This is a genomic window from Cryobacterium sp. TMS1-13-1 (assembly GCF_004403125.1).
Classification (GTDB): domain Bacteria; phylum Actinomycetota; class Actinomycetes; order Actinomycetales; family Microbacteriaceae; genus Cryobacterium; species Cryobacterium levicorallinum.
On sequence record NZ_SOGX01000012.1, the window covers coordinates 58,723 to 74,672 of the forward strand.

15 protein-coding genes are annotated in these 15,950 nt (G+C 66.4%); 5 read left to right on the forward strand and 10 right to left on the reverse strand.

What is annotated here, in order from left to right; all coding sequences use genetic code 11:
* Positions 1 to 23 precede the first annotated feature (23 nt).
* The 8 genes from E3T31_RS13900 to E3T31_RS13935 form a co-directional block, all read right to left on the reverse strand.
* Positions 24 to 1,379, reverse strand: coding sequence for an aspartate aminotransferase family protein (locus tag E3T31_RS13900; protein WP_134469472.1), 1,356 nt, complete (start codon positions 1,377 to 1,379; stop codon positions 24 to 26).
* A 103-nt stretch (positions 1,380 to 1,482) separates the two neighbouring features.
* Positions 1,483 to 2,628, reverse strand: coding sequence for an ABC transporter substrate-binding protein (locus E3T31_RS13905; RefSeq protein WP_134469474.1), 1,146 nt, complete (start codon positions 2,626 to 2,628; stop codon positions 1,483 to 1,485).
* Between the two features lie 48 nt (positions 2,629 to 2,676).
* On the reverse strand, positions 2,677 to 3,462 hold the full coding sequence (locus tag E3T31_RS13910) for an ABC transporter permease (protein WP_198417029.1): 786 nt from the start codon (positions 3,460 to 3,462) through the stop codon (positions 2,677 to 2,679).
* A complete protein-coding gene (locus E3T31_RS13915) occupies positions 3,459 to 4,289 on the reverse strand; it encodes an ABC transporter ATP-binding protein (protein WP_134469476.1) in 831 nt (276 codons plus the stop codon). The genes E3T31_RS13910 and E3T31_RS13915 overlap by 4 nt, the downstream gene beginning before the upstream one ends.
* Positions 4,286 to 5,194, reverse strand: a complete 909-nt coding sequence (locus E3T31_RS13920; RefSeq protein WP_241977974.1) for an ABC transporter permease — start codon at positions 5,192 to 5,194, stop codon at positions 4,286 to 4,288. Before E3T31_RS13920 ends, E3T31_RS13915 begins: the two co-directional genes overlap by 4 nt.
* A 59-nt stretch (positions 5,195 to 5,253) precedes the next feature.
* Positions 5,254 to 6,270, reverse strand: coding sequence for a TIGR03842 family LLM class F420-dependent oxidoreductase (locus E3T31_RS13925; RefSeq protein WP_134469480.1), 1,017 nt, complete (start codon positions 6,268 to 6,270; stop codon positions 5,254 to 5,256).
* Positions 6,271 to 6,280: 10 nt separating this feature from the next.
* Entirely contained in the window at positions 6,281 to 7,699 is a 1,419-nt protein-coding gene (gene hydA, locus E3T31_RS13930) for a dihydropyrimidinase (RefSeq protein ID WP_134469482.1), read from the reverse strand.
* A 95-nt stretch (positions 7,700 to 7,794) separates the two neighbouring features.
* A complete protein-coding gene (locus E3T31_RS13935) occupies positions 7,795 to 8,670 on the reverse strand; it encodes a nitrilase-related carbon-nitrogen hydrolase (RefSeq protein WP_134442224.1) in 876 nt (291 codons plus the stop codon).
* Positions 8,671 to 8,821: 151 nt separating this feature from the next.
* Between E3T31_RS13935 and E3T31_RS13940 the strand changes: the two genes are divergently transcribed.
* Positions 8,822 to 10,204 carry a PLP-dependent aminotransferase family protein gene (locus tag E3T31_RS13940; protein ID WP_134469484.1) on the forward strand — a complete coding sequence of 461 codons (1,383 nt, stop codon included), beginning with the start codon at positions 8,822 to 8,824 and terminating at the stop codon, positions 10,202 to 10,204.
* A gap of 22 nt (positions 10,205 to 10,226) precedes the next feature.
* Here the strand turns inward: E3T31_RS13940 and fgd are convergent, their stop codons facing one another.
* Positions 10,227 to 11,231 carry a glucose-6-phosphate dehydrogenase (coenzyme-F420) gene (fgd, locus tag E3T31_RS13945; protein ID WP_134469486.1) on the reverse strand — a complete coding sequence of 335 codons (1,005 nt, stop codon included), beginning with the start codon at positions 11,229 to 11,231 and terminating at the stop codon, positions 10,227 to 10,229.
* Positions 11,232 to 11,405: 174 nt separating this feature from the next.
* Here fgd and E3T31_RS13950 point away from each other — a divergent pair, with 174 nt between their 5' ends.
* The 4 genes from E3T31_RS13950 to cofD are packed head-to-tail and all read left to right on the forward strand — an operon-like array spanning position 11,406 to position 15,215.
* Positions 11,406 to 12,413, forward strand: coding sequence for a putative F420-0 ABC transporter substrate-binding protein (locus tag E3T31_RS13950; protein ID WP_134469488.1), 1,008 nt, complete (start codon positions 11,406 to 11,408; stop codon positions 12,411 to 12,413).
* Complete coding sequence (locus E3T31_RS13955) at positions 12,410 to 13,426, forward strand: putative F420-0 ABC transporter permease subunit (protein ID WP_134469490.1); 1,017 nt, start codon at positions 12,410 to 12,412, stop codon at positions 13,424 to 13,426. The genes E3T31_RS13950 and E3T31_RS13955 overlap by 4 nt, the downstream gene beginning before the upstream one ends.
* On the forward strand, positions 13,417 to 14,199 hold the full coding sequence (locus E3T31_RS13960) for an ABC transporter ATP-binding protein (protein ID WP_134469492.1): 783 nt from the start codon (positions 13,417 to 13,419) through the stop codon (positions 14,197 to 14,199). Before E3T31_RS13955 ends, E3T31_RS13960 begins: the two co-directional genes overlap by 10 nt.
* Positions 14,196 to 15,215 (forward strand): 2-phospho-L-lactate transferase, encoded by a 1,020-nt coding sequence (gene cofD / locus E3T31_RS13965; RefSeq protein WP_241977975.1) that lies wholly within the window; start codon positions 14,196 to 14,198, stop codon positions 15,213 to 15,215. Before E3T31_RS13960 ends, cofD begins: the two co-directional genes overlap by 4 nt.
* Here the strand turns inward: cofD and cofC are convergent.
* Complete coding sequence (gene cofC, locus E3T31_RS13970) at positions 15,212 to 15,841, reverse strand: 2-phospho-L-lactate guanylyltransferase (protein ID WP_198417030.1); 630 nt, start codon at positions 15,839 to 15,841, stop codon at positions 15,212 to 15,214. The genes cofD and cofC overlap by 4 nt on opposite strands.
* Positions 15,842 to 15,950 lie beyond the last annotated feature (109 nt).

The following is a 15,950-nucleotide window of genomic DNA, read 5'->3' on the forward strand; positions in this document are numbered from 1 at the left end:
ACGTCCTTCAGGGTTGAATTCGGTTAGGAAAGCAGGTCGAGGCTGAGCACCTCGTCGTAGATGGCGAGCGCCTCGGCCACCTCGGCGTCGGTGACGACGCAGGGCGGCACGACGTGGATGCGGTTCTCCATCAGAAACGGCAGCAGGCCGCGCCCGAGCAGCTCGGCTTTCACTCGGGCCATGACGGCGCCGCTCACCGGCTCGCGAGTTGCCGGGTCGGCGACGAGTTCGAGCGCCCAGAACACGCCGACCCCGCGCACCTCGCCGATAATCGGGTGCTTGGCCTGCAGGGCTTTCAGCCCAGGCTCGAGCACGTCCCGCCCGATCCGGGCCGCGTTCTCGACGATTCCCTCGGCCTCCATCGCGTCGAGCGCACCGACGATCGACGCCATGGCGAGCGGATGCCCGCTGTAGGTGAGTCCGCCGGGAAAGACCGTCTCGTCGAAGGTCGCCGCGATGGCATCGGAGATGATTACGCCTCCGGTCGGTACATAACCGGAGTTGACGCCCTTGGCGAAAGTGATCAGGTCGGGCACGACGTCATAGGCCTGAAAAGCGAACCAGTTGCCCGTGCGCCCGAAGCCGCACATGACCTCGTCGAGAATCAGCATGATGCCGTACTTGTCGCAGAGCGCGCGTACCCCGGGCAGGTAGCCGACCGGCGGCATCATGATTCCGGCGGTGCCGGGAATCGACTCGAGCAGAATAGCGGCGACCGAGGCCACGCCCTCACCCTGGATGACACGTTCGAGGTGGTGCAGCGCGCGGGCGCATTCCTCCTCTTCGCTGCTCGCCCAGAATTCGCTGCGGTAGAGGAACGGTCCGAAGAAGTGCACGTGGCCGCGCGCGTACTCGTTGGGAATGCGGCGCCAGTCGCCGGTGGCGACCACGGCCGCCCCGGTATTGCCGTGATACGACTTATAGAGGGAGAGCACCTTGTCGCGACCCGTGTGCAGGCGGGCCATGCGCATGGCGTTTTCATTCGCATCCGCTCCCCCATTGGTGAAGAAGACCTTGTTGAATCCGGCCGGAGCGCGATCGGTGATGCGCCGGGCAGCTTCGCCTCGGGCCAGGTTCGCCGTCGACGGCGCAATGGTGGTCAGCAGAGCGGCCTGCTCGGTGATGGCTTTCACGACAGACGGATGCTGATGGCCGATATTCACGTTCACCAACTGACTCGAAAAGTCAAGATAGCTGCGACCATCGTGGTCCCAGACGCGACAGCCGAGCCCGCCGGCGATGACGAGCGGCTTCAGCGCCGCCTGCGCCGACCAGGAATGGAACACGTGAGCGCGATCGAGTTCGCCGGTGCGCGCATTGAGACTCGGCGCCGAGTCGACGGATGCGGGGAAAACGGTGGGTGTGCTGGTATCAGTCACGGATATCGCTGGCTTTCTATGTGGTGGTGGTTGTCGTAACGGTAAATTCCTGAGGGCCGGGCGACTCGCGCCGCCCGGCCGTTGTGCAGTAATTCGGGCAGTGTTAGTTGCCGCCCTCGTTGAGGGTGACCTCGGTGGGCGTCCAATCGGTGCCCATCACGTCGACGCCCTCGGCTTTCAGCTCGTCGAGTGCTTTCGTCACGTACTCGTTCGAGTACGCCGTGGCGGGCGGCTCGGCCGTGATGATGGTGGCGCCGGTCTCGTTCTTGGTATTCATGGCGATGTCGACGGTGTTGGCCCAGGCCGCGTCGTCGATCATTCCCACGCCAGCGGTCGACGGGAAGATCAGTTTGCTGACCTCGTTGGTCATCCACAGCTGGTGGCTCTCACCGAGGGTCGATCCGGCTGCCGTGACGATACCGGCGGCCTCTGCCGGGTTGTTGGCGGCGTAGATCCAGCCCTTGATCGATGCCTTAATGAATTTCACCGTGTTGTCGGCGTAGTCGGCGTCGCTCTCAAGCTTGTCGGCGTTGGCCCAGATGGAGTCCTGGAGCATCGCAGTGCCCTCATCGTTCCAGTCGATCACGTTGAGCTCGTCGGGCTGAAAGAGCTCGCCGGTGTCGGGGTTGACGGTTTCCAGCACCTGGGCGTACTCGTTGTAGGTCATGGCCTGGGCCGCGTCGATGTCGCCGGCCAGGAACCCGGTCATGTCGAAGGCCTGCTGAATGAGGTTGATGTCGCCGAGCTCGACGTCGCTCTTCTGCATGCCGGCGAAGAGTTCCCACTCGTTGCCGTAGCCCCAGCTGCCGACGTTCTTGCCCTTGAGGTCGGCCGCCGTGGTGATGTTCTTGTCCTTGAAGGAGATCTGGGTGGTGGCACTGCGCTCAAAGATTTGAGCCACATCGGTGATGTTGGCGCCCTGCTCGATCGAGCCGAGCACCTTAGGCACCCAGGAGATGGCGTAGTCGGCGTCGCCGGCGGCGAGAACGTCTTGCGGAACGATGTCGGCACCACCCTCGTCGATGGTCACGTCGAGGCCTTCCTCCTCGTAATAGCCCTGATCGAGGGCGGCGTAGTAGCCGGCGAACTGGGCCTGCGCGAACCACTGCAATTGGAGGGTGATCGGGGTGAGGTCGCCACTCCCGTCACTCGAACTGGGCGTGGTTGGGCCGCTGCATCCGCTGAGCACCAGGGCACCGACTGCCGCGAGTGAACCGACTGTGCCGAGCCATTTGATGCGATGTTTCATGACTGCCTCCTAGATTGCTGGTGCTGTGGTTGGTTCTGGGGTGATCGATTAGCCGCCGGATCGACGGGTCACGAGCTTCTCCACGGCGAGAGCTGCGCAATAAAAGAGGAGTCCGAGAAGGATCGAGCCGAGCACATAGGCCCAGGCCAGCCCATAGTTACTGCTCGACGCGGCCGAGGTGATCGACTTGCCGAGGCCGCCGACCGGTCCGCCGAAGTATTCGGCGATGAGGGCGCTGATCACGGCGAGCGACGAGGCAATGCGCAGTCCGGTGAAGACGAAGGGCAGCGCGGTCGGCAGGGTGACCACCCGCGTCGCCTGCCAGCTCGATGCCGCATAGGCGCGCATCAGGTCGCGGTGCACCGGTCGCACCTGACGCAGCCCCTTGAGGGTGTTGAAGTAGACCGGCACGAACACGGCGAGCGCCGCGACGAGCTGCCTTGCGGTCTCGGCCCCGGCGCCGAACATCGTGTACAGCACCGGGGCGAGCGCGACGATCGGCACCACCGAGAGTGCGGCGACGACCGGCGCTGCCATCTCGTCGAACACGCGCGTGAGCGCTGAGATGATGGCCAGGAGGATGCCGAGGACGGCCCCGATCAGCAGCCCGATCAGTGAATTGCGGCCGGTGATGAGCATGCCGTCTGCCACGTTCGGCAGGTTCGCGGCGAATTCGGCGCCGATGGCGAACGGCGCGGGCAGAATGAACGCCTTAATAGCCAGCCCGGTAACGAGGCCCTGCCACAGCAGGATCACGGCCACCCCGAACACGATCGGGGCGAGCACGGTCTGAATCACGGTGTTGTGGGCACGGCGCGGCTGGGTCGTTCTCACCGGGTCTCGACTCCGCGGGCACCGGTCGGGGCAGGTTCGTCGCCGTGCAGCAGCTCGCGTACCTCGCCGAGCGAGTGAAAGAAGCCCTCGTCTTCGCGCAGGTCTTCGCCCCGGCCAGCCATGTCGCCGAGCCCGACACTGACAATCGAGCGGATGCGTCCGGGCCGCGGCGACATGACCACCACCCGATTGGACAGGAACACCGCCTCGGGAATGGAGTGCGTGACAAACACGACGGCCGCTTTCGTCTCGGCGCAGATGCGCACGAGTTCGTTCTGCATGCGCTCGCGGGTCATCTCGTCGAGGGCGCCGAACGGTTCGTCCATGAGCAGCAGACTCGGGCTTTCGGCGAGCGAGCGGGCGATTGCGACGCGCTGCTGCATACCGCCGGAGAGCTGGTCGGGATAGTGACTCGCAAAGTCGGACAGCCCGACCAGGGCGATCAGTTCGGCCGCACGCTTACGACGGGCCGCCCGGCCCACTCCATGCAACTCGAGCGGCAGCTCGATATTACCGGTCACGGTGCGCCAGGGCAGTAGGCCGGCCTGCTGAAAGGCAATACCGTAGTCCTGGTCGACGCGGGCCTGCCGGGCCGGCTTGCCGAACACCTCGATGCTGCCGCTCGTGGGCACGTCGAGGTCGGCGACGAGCCTCAGCAACGTGCTCTTGCCGCATCCGCTCGGCCCGATCAGGGAAACGAATTCGCCGGGCGCGACCGTGAGGCTCACGTCGTCGAGGGCGGTGACGCCCGGGCCCTTGCGGGCGGCGAAGATGCGGCTGACGCCACGTATGTCAACAGCCGGCACATTAATAGCAGGCGTAGTCATGTCGTGGCCTCTCCCCTGCGAAAACGACGAAGGAACAGGCCGATCAGACCCACAAAACCTGCGGCGACCAGGCCGACCAGGATCGATCCGAAGATGGGTGCCCAGGGCTTTCCTGGGTCGTTGCCGGCCGCACCGGCGTATTCCACGATGAGTCGGCCGATACCGCCGCGCAGCCCGATCGACACCTCCGCGACGACACTGCCGATGACCGCGCTGACCGCGGCCAGGCGCAGGGCCGGCAGCAGATAGCCGACGCTGGCCGGCAGGCGCAGTCGCCAGAGGGTCTTCCACCAACCCGCCGCGTAGCAGTGCATGAGGTCGACGTGATTGGCGTCGGGCGAGCCGAGGCCGCGCAGGGCGCCGATCGACACCGGAAAGAACGCGAGGTAGGAGGCGATCAGGGCCACCGACATCCAGCTCTCCCAGGTGAACTCGCCGAACTGGATCTGCGCGCCCCAGCGCCGAACCAGCGGGGCGATCGCGATCAGTGGCACGGTCTGGCTCAAAATGATCCACGGCAAAACCGCCGACTCGGCCAGCCGAAACCGCTGCATGAGCAGCGCGAGCGCCAGGCCGACGGCCACGCCGACCAGCCAGCCAACGGCCGCGATGCCGAGGGTGAACAGCGACCCTTGCAGCACCGCCTGCCACAGCGGCAGAGCGGATGCCGCGCCGGTCACCGGATCGAGGACTCGCTCGAACATCACCCAGAGGTGGGGCATGGCGAGATCGCTCGTGCGCGGCAGGACCGTGACGCCGCCGAGGATCACGCCGTCGGCCGGGCCGAAGGTCTTGTAGAGCTCCCAGATCAGGGCGAGCAGCGCGAGTCCGGCCAGGCCGAACAGGCTCCCGCGCAGGCGCGGGTGCACGACCGCCCGGCGGCGGGGTACGCGCAGTTTAGGCACTCCAAGCGCGCCGCGTGTGAGCGGGGCGGTCTGCTCGCTGGTGGCCGGCATCCGCTTGGCTATTTCGTGGCCATGATGGAATCGGTCATGGCCGGAATCACGGTTTCGCCGTAGACGCGCATCGTTTCTTCTTTGTTGTCGTGCTGCAGATAGCTGGCGAACTGGTCGACGCCGAGGTCTTTGAGTGCCTCGAGCTTCTCGATGTGGTCTTTCGCGGTGCCGAGCAGGCAGAATCGGTCGACGATCTCGTCGGGCACGAACGCGGCGTGCTCGTTGCCCGCCTTGCCGTGCTGGTTGTAGTCGTAGCCCTCACGGTTTTTGATGTAGTCGGTGAGGGCCGCGGGAACGTTAGAATCGGTGCCGTACTTGGCCACGATGTCGGCCACGTGGTTGCCGACCATTCCGCCGAACCAGCGGCACTGGTTACGCATGTGTTCCCAGTCCGAACCGACATAGGCGGGGGCGGCGACGCAGAATTTGATCGCCATCGGGTCGCGCCCGGCGTTGGAGGCTGCGGTGCGCACGCTCTCGATCATCCACTGGGCGACGTCGAGGTCGGCCATCTGCAGAATGAAGCCGTCGCCGACCTCGCCGGCGAGTTTGAGCGCGAGCGGACCGTAGGCGGCGACCCAGATCTCCAGGCTTGAGCCGCGGCTCCACGGAAACTGCACCGTGGCGCCGTTGTATTCGACCGGGCGGGAGTTGGCAAGCTCCCGAATGACATGGATCGACTCACGCAGGGTTTTCAGGGTGGTCGGCGCGCCATTCGTGGTGCGCACCGCCGAGTCGCCGCGGCCGATGCCGCAGATGGTGCGGTTGCCGTACATCTCATTGAGAGTTGCATAAGTGGATGCCGTCACCGTCCAGTCGCGAGTCGCCGGGTTGGTGACCATGGGGCCGACGATGATCTTGCTGGTCTCGGCCAGGATACGGCTGAAGATCACATAGGGTTCCTGCCAGAGCAGGTGCGAGTCGAAGGTCCAGACGTGGCTGTACCCGTGCGCCTCGGCCAGTTTGGCCAGTTGCACGGTGCGCGCCGACGGCGGGTTGGTCTGTAGTACTGCTCCGAAATCCATGTCTTCCCCCTCAAATCAGATACTGGCTCAGGCCGCGCTTGATGTAGCGGCCGTCACCCTTGGCGCCGAGGTAGGCGAAGCCGTCGACGACGACCTTGCCGCGGGAGATGACGGTGTCGACGTGGCCGTCGATCTCGTAGCCCTCCCAGGCGGAGTAGTCCATGTTCATGTGGTGAGTCTTATCGACACCAATCGACGTGTGCCCGTTCGGGTCGTAGACGACCACATCGCCGTCGGCGCCGGGCTGAATCACGCCCTTCTGGCCGTACATGCCGAACATGCGCGCCGGGGTGGTGGAGCAGACCTCGACCCAGCGTTCGAGCGAGATTTTGCCGTCGACCACGCCCTGGTAGAGCAGGTCCATGCGGTGTTCTACCGACCCGATGCCGTTGGGAATCTTAGAGAAGTCGGTCAGGCCCATGTCCTTCTGACCCTTCATACAGAACGGGCAGTGGTCGGTGGAGACCATCTGGATGTCGTTCGTGGCGAGGCTCTGCCACATGTGGTGCTGGTGGCCCTCGGCCTTGGCGCGCAGCGGCGTCGAGCACACCCATTTCGCGCCCTCAAACCCGGGAGCACCGAGGTTATCCTCGAGCGAGAGGTACAGGTATTGCGGGCAGGTCTCGCCGAAGACGTTCTGGCCGTTGTCCCTGGCCTGAGCGATCTGGTCTACGGCCTGCTTGGCAGACACGTGCACTATATATAGAGGAGCGCCGGTGAGGTTGGCGAGCATGATCGCCCGGTGTGTGGCTTCTTCTTCGGCCTGCCAGGGCCGGGTGAGGCCGTGGTACAGCGGGCTGGTGTTGCCGGCGGCGACGGCCTGCTGTACGAGCAGGTCGATGACGCTGCCGTTCTCGGCGTGCATCATGATCATGCTGCCGTTGGTGGCCGCGCGCTGCATGGCCTTGACGATCTGACCGTCGTCGCTGAGGAACACGCCCTTGTAGGCCATGAACAGTTTGAAGCTCGAGACGCCCTCGTCGACGAGTTCGTCCATGGCGGTCAGTGAGCTGTCTTGCACGTCACTGAGGATCTGGTGGAAGCCGTAGTCGATGGCGCACTGGCCGGCAGCCTTCTGCTGCCAGGCAGCGTAGCGCTCGAGCACGTCCTCGCCGGCGTACTGCACGACGAAGTCGACGATGCTCGTGGTTCCGCCCCAGGCGGCGGCGCGGGTTCCGGTTTCGAAGGTGTCGCTGGCCTGGGTGCCGCCGAACGGCATCTCCATGTGGGTGTGGGCGTCGATGCCGCCGGGAATGACGTACTTGCCGCCGGCGTCGATGACGCGGTCGACATTGCCCGCCACATCGAAGCCGAGCAGGTTCGAGCCGGGCGCGAGCACGGCAGCGATTTTCTCCCCGTCGATCAGCACATCGGCGAGTCCTCGGCCCGTGGCATTGACCACGGTGCCGTTCTTGATCAAAGTCTTCATGGCATCCTCTTCGCTGAAAGTGTCAGGGATAGCGGATTCTGCCGACCGGGTCGGTCGGCACAATCCGCAGTGCTGATTTAACTGCGCCGTGCGCTTTAAGGGGCGACGAGGGGCTCGTACGAGTCGGGGCGACGGTCGCGGTAGAACTGCCAGTCGCGGCGCACCTCGCGGATGACGCCGAGGTCGAGGTCACGCACGACGATCTCCTCGGTGTCGGTCGAGGCCCGCTCGCCCACGTAGTTGCCCTTGGGATCAACGAAGTACGAGCTGCCGTAAAACGTCACGGCCTCGTCGCCAAACTCGGCCTCTTCGTTGCCGATGCGGTTGTTGGCGCCGACGTAGTACTGGTTGGCGACCGCGGCGGCTGGCTGCTCGAGCTCCCACAGCCGGTTGGACAGCCCGGGCTTGGTCGCCGAGGGATTGAACACGATCTCGGCGCCGTTCAGGCCGAGCGCGCGCCAGCCCTCCGGGAAGTGGCGGTCGTAGCAGATGTAGACGCCGATCTTGCCGTACTTGGTGTCGAAAACCGGGTAGTCGGTGTTGCCGGGGCGAAAGTAGAACTTTTCCCAGAACTGGGGCAGGTGCGGAATGTGGTGCTTGCGGTACTTGCCGAGATAGGTTCCGTCGGCATCGATGACCGCGGCGGTGTTGTAGAGCACGCCGGGCTGTTCTTCCTCGTACATCGGCACGACGATGACCATGTTGTACTCGCTCGCGAGCTTTTGAAACCGCTCGACGATGGGGCCGGGAACGGGCTGAGCGTAGTCGTAGTACTTGGCGTCCTGCACGATGCCGAAGTAGGGGCCGTGAAAGAGTTCCTGAAAGCAGATCACCTGAACGCCCTGGGCGGCCGCGGTGCGCACGAATCCCTCGTGCTTCTGAATCATGGATTCTTCATCACCGGTCCAGGTGGCCTGAGTGATCGCCGTTCGAACGATGTTTCTGGTGTCGGAGGTGGTGCCGTTACTCATGCTGTGCCTTCCACTTGCTTCGTTAGTCAATGACCGTAACGAACCGCGCTGTTCGTTTTGTTATTATTTGACGTAAACATTTCAAATGTGTTTCTCTGTGTATCGCACGCATTAATCATCCTGTCGGCCGACGCACCCAGGGGCAAGAGCAATGCAGAACTTTATCGACGAGATTGAGCAGCGCACCCCGGCGGGGATTGCCGCGGCCATCGGGCGGCTGATCGCCTCCGGTCGCCTCGCACCGGGCGACCGCCTGCCCACCGTGCGGCTGCTGGCCGGCGAGCTCGGCGTGAGCCCCGCGACCGTCAGCCACGCTTGGCAGGCGCTCTCCGCGGTCGGCTTGATCGTGTCGCGTGGTCGCGGCGGCACCTTCGTTCAGGATGCCGCGCCCAGGTGGTTGCCGGCCCGCAGCCAGTCCATGATCGGCGAGGTCGGTCCGGCCCGCCTCGACCTCTCCCGCGGCACGCCAGACCCGCGGTTGTTACCGGCGCTGGGGCCGGCGCTCTCCCGGGTAGCGCAGCGCGCGGAAACGCCGAGTTATCAGGATCTGCCCATTATTCCGGAGCTGCTCGAGGTACTGCGGACTTCGTGGCCATACCCGGTGGAGACGATCACCATCGTCGACGGTGCCCTCGACGCCATCTCGCGCAGCCTCGATGCGGTCGCTCGCTTCGGCGACCGGGTCATCGTGGAGAACCCATCGTTCCCGCCGTTCTTCGACCTGCTCGACCAGCTCGGCCTGGAACGGCTGCCGGTGGCCGTCGACGAGCACGGCATCATCCCGGCCGACTTCGCCGAAGCCCTCAAGCTCGGTCCGGCCGTCGTGCTCCTGCAGCCGCGCGCGCACAATCCCACCGGCGCGTCGATGACCGTGCAGCGCGCCGAGGAACTCGCCCACCTGCTGCGCACAACGGCGGCCAGCGCCGACACCATCGTGATCGAAGACGACCACTCCGCCGAGATCAGCATCGCCCCCGACGTGAGTCTCGGCGTCTGGCTGCCCGAACGAACCCTGCACGTGCGCAGCTTCTCGAAGTCGCACGGCCCCGACCTCCGAATGGCCGCCCTCGGCGGTCCGGCCGCATTGATCGACCCGATCGTATCCCGCAGGATGCTCGGCCCGGGGTGGACCAGCCGCATGCTCCAGACAATTTTGCACGACCTGCTCACCAACGGCGAGAGCATGGCGCAGATCAGCGAGGCCCGGCGCATCTACTTCGCCCGGCAGCGTGCCCTCGCCGATGCCCTGGGCGAGTTCGGCCTCGACGTGGTGCAGGCCGACGGCATCAACACCTGGCTGCCGGTGCAAAACGAACGGGACGCCATGGTGCGCCTGGCCGCCTCCGGCATTCGGGTGGCCGGCGGCTCGCCGTTTCTCGCAACCCCGCACCTTTCCAGCACCGGCGGTCCCGCGTTCATTCGCGTGACCGCCGGTGCCCTGCCCGACGATATTCGGCCGGTGGCCGAGGCCCTGGCCGCGGCGGCCCATCCGCTTGATTCGGCCGTGCACGAGGTCGGGGCGCGCTGGGCGTAGCGGGCTTCGGCCAGCGCGCGGATCAGCCCAGCTGACGCAGCCGGGGGGCCAGGTCGCGCTCGAACAGGTCGAGAAAACGCTTCTGGTCATGGCCGGGGGCATGGAAGACCAGGTGGTTGAGGCCCGCGTCGAGGTAGGGCTTGATCAGGGCGACGGCCTCGTCGGGGTCGGACGCCACGATCCAGCGCTTGGCGACCTGTTCGATCGGGAGGGCGTCGGCGGCGGCCTCCATCTCGAGCGGGTCCTGAATGGAGTGCTTCTGTTCGGGGGTGAGTGACAGCGGCGCCCAGAAGCGGGTGTTCTCGAGGGCTGCCTCTGGGTCGGTGTCGTAGGAGATCTTGATCTCGATCATGCGATCGATGTCGTCCTGCGGGCGCCCGACCTTTTCGAGGCCCTCAGCGACGGCGGGCAGGAGCTTCTCGGTGTAGAGCTCCATGCCCTTGCCCGAGGTGCAGATGAAGCCGTCACCCGCCCGGCCGGCGTAACGGGCCACGACGGGGCCGCCAGCCGCGATGTAGACCGGCACCGGGGCATCCGGAACGTCGTACAGGGTGGCACCGACCGTGTTGTAGTACTCACCGTCGAAGTCGGTTCGTTCGCCGGTCCAGAGCTGGCGCATGAGGTCAACGGCCTCGCGCAGGCGGGCGAAGCGCTCCTTAAACTCGGGCCACTCACCCTGATAACCGGTGGCGATCTCGTTGAGGGCTTCGCCGGTTCCGACGCCGAGCATGATGCGCCCCGGGTATAGGCAGCCCATGGTGGCGAAGGCCTGGGCGATCACGGCCGGGTTGTAGCGAAAGGTGGGGGTCATCACCGACGTGCCGATCTGCACCCGCTTCGTGCGCTCGCCGACGGCGGCCATCCAGGCCATGGCGTACGGCGCGTGCCCGCCCTCGTGCCGCCAGGGCTGGAAGTGGTCGCTCACGGTCACGCTGTCGAGCCCGTGTTCTTCGGCCATGACACCGAGTTCGACCAATTCTCGCGGTGCGAACTGCTCCGCCGACGCCTTCAGTCCCAGCTTCAACATGCGCTCTCCCTCGTCGAGTTACTCAGCCTGTTCAGCCTATGCCCTGTTTTTTCTGCGCCCCTGATACGGTGTTCACGACCACCGATTAGATTTTATTGGTTGAGCTTGCCTCGATTTGGGCAGCAGGTCGCTGGACAGTCCAGTTTCCCGCGCCCAAATTTTGTGAGGTCCAGCATGCTCCGTCGTTCCCGTTTTCTGTTTATCGGCGTCGGCATCAACGCCGCCCTGCTGCTCAGCGGATGCGCCGCCACGACAACGCCCGCCGCCACTTTGGCCTCGTCCCCCGCTTCGTCAACAACTGCCCGCGCGGGCTACCCCATCACGGCTGACAACTGCGGCACCAGCGTCACCGTCGCAGCCGCCCCCGAACGGATCGTGTCGATCAAGTCCTCGGCCACCGAACTGCTGCTCGCCCTTGGGCTCGGCGACCGCATCGTCGGCTCGGCTTTTCTCGACGGCCCCCTGCCTGAGTCGCTCGCGGCAGCCGGTGCCGACCTCACCGTGATCAGCGACTTTCTGCCCGGACAGGAGGCGGTGCTTGGCCTGAACCCCGACTTCATCTACGGCGGGTGGGAATCCAACTTCAGCGCCGACGGCGTGGGCGAGCGCCCCGCCCTCGAGGCTCTCGGCGTGGGCACCTACGTCTCGCCGGCCGCCTGCAAGGGCGACTCCATGCCGAACCCGCTCACCTTCGACACGGTTTTCGCCGAAATCGACGAGGCCGGTGCCATCTTCGGCGCAACGGATGCCGCAGCCAAGCTGGTCAGCGGCCTGCAGTCCGACCTCGCCGCCCTCAAGCCGACCGCGACCGACACCACGGCCCTGTGGTACTCGAGCGGCACCACGACCCCCTATGTCGGTGCCGGTATCGGCTCACCCGAGATGATCATGGACGCCGCCGGGCTCACCAACATCTTCGCCGACGTGAGCGACACCTGGACCTCGGCGGGCTGGGAGTCGATCATCGAGGCCAACCCGAGCGTCATCGTGCTCGTCGACGCCACCTGGAACACCGCCGAGTCGAAGATCGCCCACCTGGAGTCCGACCCGGCCACGCAGGTGCTCGACGCCGTCAAGAACCAGCGCTACATCATCCTGCCGTTCGCCGCGACCGAGGCCGGCATCCGCAACGTCGAAGCGACGGCGTCCACGATCTCGCAGCTAGCCGCGCTCGACGAGTGACCCGCAGTAAGTACCTCGGGTGGCTGGTCGCGGCAGCCGCTCTGCTCGTGTTCGGGTGCGCGGTCGCCGTGACCATCGGGCCGGCAGCGGTGAGCCTCGCCCAGGTGGCGGGCAGCATCGGCGCGCACCTCGGTCTGCCCGTCGAGCCGGTACCTCTACTCATCGACTCGATCGTCTGGCAGCTCCGACTACCGCGCGTGCTCACGGCCGCCCTGGTCGGCGCGGGCCTCGCCCTGAGCGGCGCCGTGATGCAGAGCGTGACGCGCAACCCCCTCGCCGACCCGTACCTGCTCGGGCTATCGAGCGGGGCATCCGTTGGTGCGGTGTGCGTGGTCATTCTCGGCATCGGATTTGCCCTGCCGGCCGCAGCGTTTGCCGGGGCATTGCTGGCCCTAGTGGCGACGCTCAGCATCGCCAAGGTCGGCGGAACGATCACCCCGGTGCGGGCCGTGCTCGCCGGCCTGGCCATCGCCCAGCTCGCAGGTGCCCTCACCTCGTTCATCATCTTCTGGGCGGCCAAGGGCGACTCCTACCGCGAGATCCTCAACTGGCTGCTCGGCTCGGTGGCCGGTGCCACCTGGCAGAGCGTAATGATCGCGGCGACAGCCGTTTTGGTCGTGGGCACCGGCATTGTCCTGTCGGCGACCCGGCTCGACGCGTTCGCCTTCGGTGACACGTCGGCGGCCAGCCTCGGCATCAATGTCAATCGCACCCGCTGGGCGCTGCTCGGTTCGGTCGCTCTGCTCACCGGGGCTATGGTGGCCGTGAGCGGGTCCATCGGGTTCGTCGGACTCATTCTGCCGCACCTGGTGCGCGGCATCAGTGGCCCGGGCCACCGCCGCCTGTTGCCGCTGGTCGCGGTTTGCGGGGCGCTGTTCCTGGTGATCGCCGATACTCTCGCGCGCACCGTGTTCGACCCGCGCGAGCTGCCGGTGGGCATCATCACCGCGTTCATCGGCGTGCCGGTGTTCATTTTGCTGATCAAGAGAAAGAAGTCGAAGCTGTGGGCGTAGAACTCGATCGATTGTCGTTCAGCATCGACGGCACCAGCATTTTGCGGGACGTTTCGGCGTCACTGCCCACCGGCAGCGTCACCGGCCTGCTCGGGCCGAACGGCGCCGGCAAGTCCACCCTGCTTCGCCTGATCGCGGGTATCGACACAGCGGATGCCGGCACCGCCTCCCTCGACGACGTCGCCATCGGCTCCCTTCCGCGGCGCGAGGCGGCCCGGCGGATCGCGCTGCTCGAACAGAACGCGGCTCCGAGTGTGGAACTGACCGTGCTCGAGGTTGTGCTGCTGGGGCGCATTCCGCACCGCACCAAACTCATGGGCTCGTTCAGCGGCGAGGAGGATCGCACGGTCGCTCTCGACGCCCTCGAACTGGTCGGCGCGGAAACTCTGGCCGAGCGGTCGTGGCACACTCTGAGCGGTGGGCAGCAGCAGCGCGTGCAGATCGCCCGGGCCATGGCGCAGCAACCGAGCCTGCTTCTGCTCGACGAACCGACCAACCACCTCGACGTGAGTGCCCAGCTCTCGTTGCTCGAGCAGGTGCGCGAGCTGGGCGTGACGGCGATCATGGCCCTGCACGATCTCAACCTCGCCGCGGCCTACTGCGACCACATCCTGCTGCTCGATGGCGGCCTGCTGGTAGCCTCCGGCACGCCCGCTGCGGTGCTCACCCCCAAGATCATCGGCGCCGTCTACGGCGTGGACTGCTACATTCTCGAGCATCCGCGCGGCGGTCATCCGGTCATCGTCTATGCGGCTGCTTCGGTGTCGGCATGAGCGGCGTCGGCATGACGAGCCTGAAGCGCGTGACCGTTCTGGCCGGCGGTGTCGGCGGGGCCCGTTTCACCCGCGGCATGTTGGCGCAGCTCGCGGCGGAAGCTCCCGACGCCACCGTGACGGTGATTGTGAACACGGGCGACGACATGTGGCTGGACGGGCTGCGCATCTGCCCCGACCTTGACACGGTCATGTACACGCTCGGTGACGGCATCAACGAGGAGCAGGGCTGGGGCCGCCCCGACGAGACCCGGAGGACCTCCGCCGAGATCGCGGCCTACGGTCGCGGCTGGTCCTGGTTCACCCTCGGCGATCTCGATCTGGCCACCCACATCGTGCGCACCGATCTGCTGCGCAGCGGTTCGACGCTCTCTGAGGCGACGGAATTTCTCTGCCGCCGCTGGCAGCCCGGCGTGCGGCTGCTGCCGATGAGTGATCAGCCCGTGGAAACCCACGTATGCCTCGCCGAGAATATAGATGAGCACTCCGTGGGCGACTATATCCACTTCGAAGAATGGTGGGTTCGCTACCGGGCGCAGGTGCCGATCACCGGGTTCGAGCAGCGGGGACTCGCTGACGCGGTCGCCGCGCCGGGGGTGCTCGAAGCCATCACCGAGGCCGACCTCGTCGTGCTGCCGCCGTCGAATCCGGTCGTGTCGGTCGGCACGATCCTGGCCGTTCCGGGCATACGTGATGCGCTGCGGTCGACCGCGGCCCGCGTGGTCGGCGTCTCTCCGATTGTCGGCGGTGCGGCGGTGCGCGGAATGGCCGACGCCTGCCTCCGCACGATCGGGGTCGAGACCAGTGCACTCGCGGTCGGGCTGCACTACGGTGCCCGCAGCCGGGGCGGCATCCTCGACGGCTGGCTCATCGACGAAACGGATGCCGTGGCCCTGCCCGCTCTCGGGGCCGCCGGCATCCGCTCTGCCGCTGTGCCGCTGTGGATGACCGACCTGCCCGCCACGACCGCGATGGCGGCCGCCGCCCTGGCGCTGTGGCCCGGAGCCAGAAGCTAGACCAGTTCGCTCGTGTGCGGCCCGAGCCCCAGCGCCCGGGCGGTGTCGAGGTCGGCTGCGGTGTCGACGTCGCGTCGCAGCGACGAGCTCGGCGGCAAGTCCAGCACGACGTGCCCGTCGCCCTCGTGCGCGGCGCGGGAGCCGAGACCGAACCGCGGAGTGAACCTGTAGCCGGCCTGCGCGAGCAGCGTCGTTGTTCCCACGCCCTCCGCATCGGCCACCATCGAGAGCGGGTGCGTGGCCGCGAGCGCGAACGCCGTTTCTACATCGGCCACGTGCAGGGCCGGCAGGTCTCCGGTCACAACGGCCAGATTCGCGTCGGGGCAGGCGAACCGGGCGGCCTCGGCACCCTGCTCGATCGCGGCGTTCAATCGGTCCTGCCCCGCCTCCGGGCCCGGCACCTCCGGCACGATGACCGCGCCGAGTGCGGCCAGCAGCACGCCGAGCCGTGCACTCGCGGTCACCACGAACACGCGCTCCACAGCGGATGCCGCCACCAGCGCCGCTACCGTGTCCAACGCGAACGCATCGGCGAGCGCCGCCCGCCCGGCCCCGGCCCCGAGGCGGCTCTTCGCCCCGGCGGTTCCCTTCACCGGGACGACCACCACCCACCGAGTCTGATCCACGGTAAACACGCTATCAGCGCGCCGCCGGCAAACCCGCGCAACCCCGCGCAACCCGGCAAGCGGTAGCCTCAGGAGTCGAGTAGTCAACATCCGTACGTTCGATTGAACG

What these genes read in the sequence shown, in the direction of transcription:
- cofD (WP_241977975.1), top strand. Translation starts at nt 14,196, where the DNA reads ATGAGCGGCGTCGGCATGACGAGCCTGAAGCGCGTGACCGTTCTGGCC.
- E3T31_RS13940 (WP_134469484.1), top strand. Translation starts at nt 8,822, where the DNA reads ATGCAGAACTTTATCGACGAGATTGAGCAGCGCACCCCGGCGGGGATT.
- E3T31_RS13935 (WP_134442224.1), bottom strand. Translation starts at nt 8,670, where the DNA reads ATGAGTAACGGCACCACCTCCGACACCAGAAACATCGTTCGAACGGCG.
- E3T31_RS13950 (WP_134469488.1), top strand. Translation starts at nt 11,406, where the DNA reads ATGCTCCGTCGTTCCCGTTTTCTGTTTATCGGCGTCGGCATCAACGCC.
- E3T31_RS13915 (WP_134469476.1), bottom strand. Translation starts at nt 4,289, where the DNA reads ATGACTACGCCTGCTATTAATGTGCCGGCTGTTGACATACGTGGCGTC.
- hydA (WP_134469482.1), bottom strand. Translation starts at nt 7,699, where the DNA reads ATGAAGACTTTGATCAAGAACGGCACCGTGGTCAATGCCACGGGCCGA.
- fgd (WP_134469486.1), bottom strand. Translation starts at nt 11,231, where the DNA reads ATGTTGAAGCTGGGACTGAAGGCGTCGGCGGAGCAGTTCGCACCGCGA.
- E3T31_RS13925 (WP_134469480.1), bottom strand. Translation starts at nt 6,270, where the DNA reads ATGGATTTCGGAGCAGTACTACAGACCAACCCGCCGTCGGCGCGCACC.
- E3T31_RS13905 (WP_134469474.1), bottom strand. Translation starts at nt 2,628, where the DNA reads ATGAAACATCGCATCAAATGGCTCGGCACAGTCGGTTCACTCGCGGCA.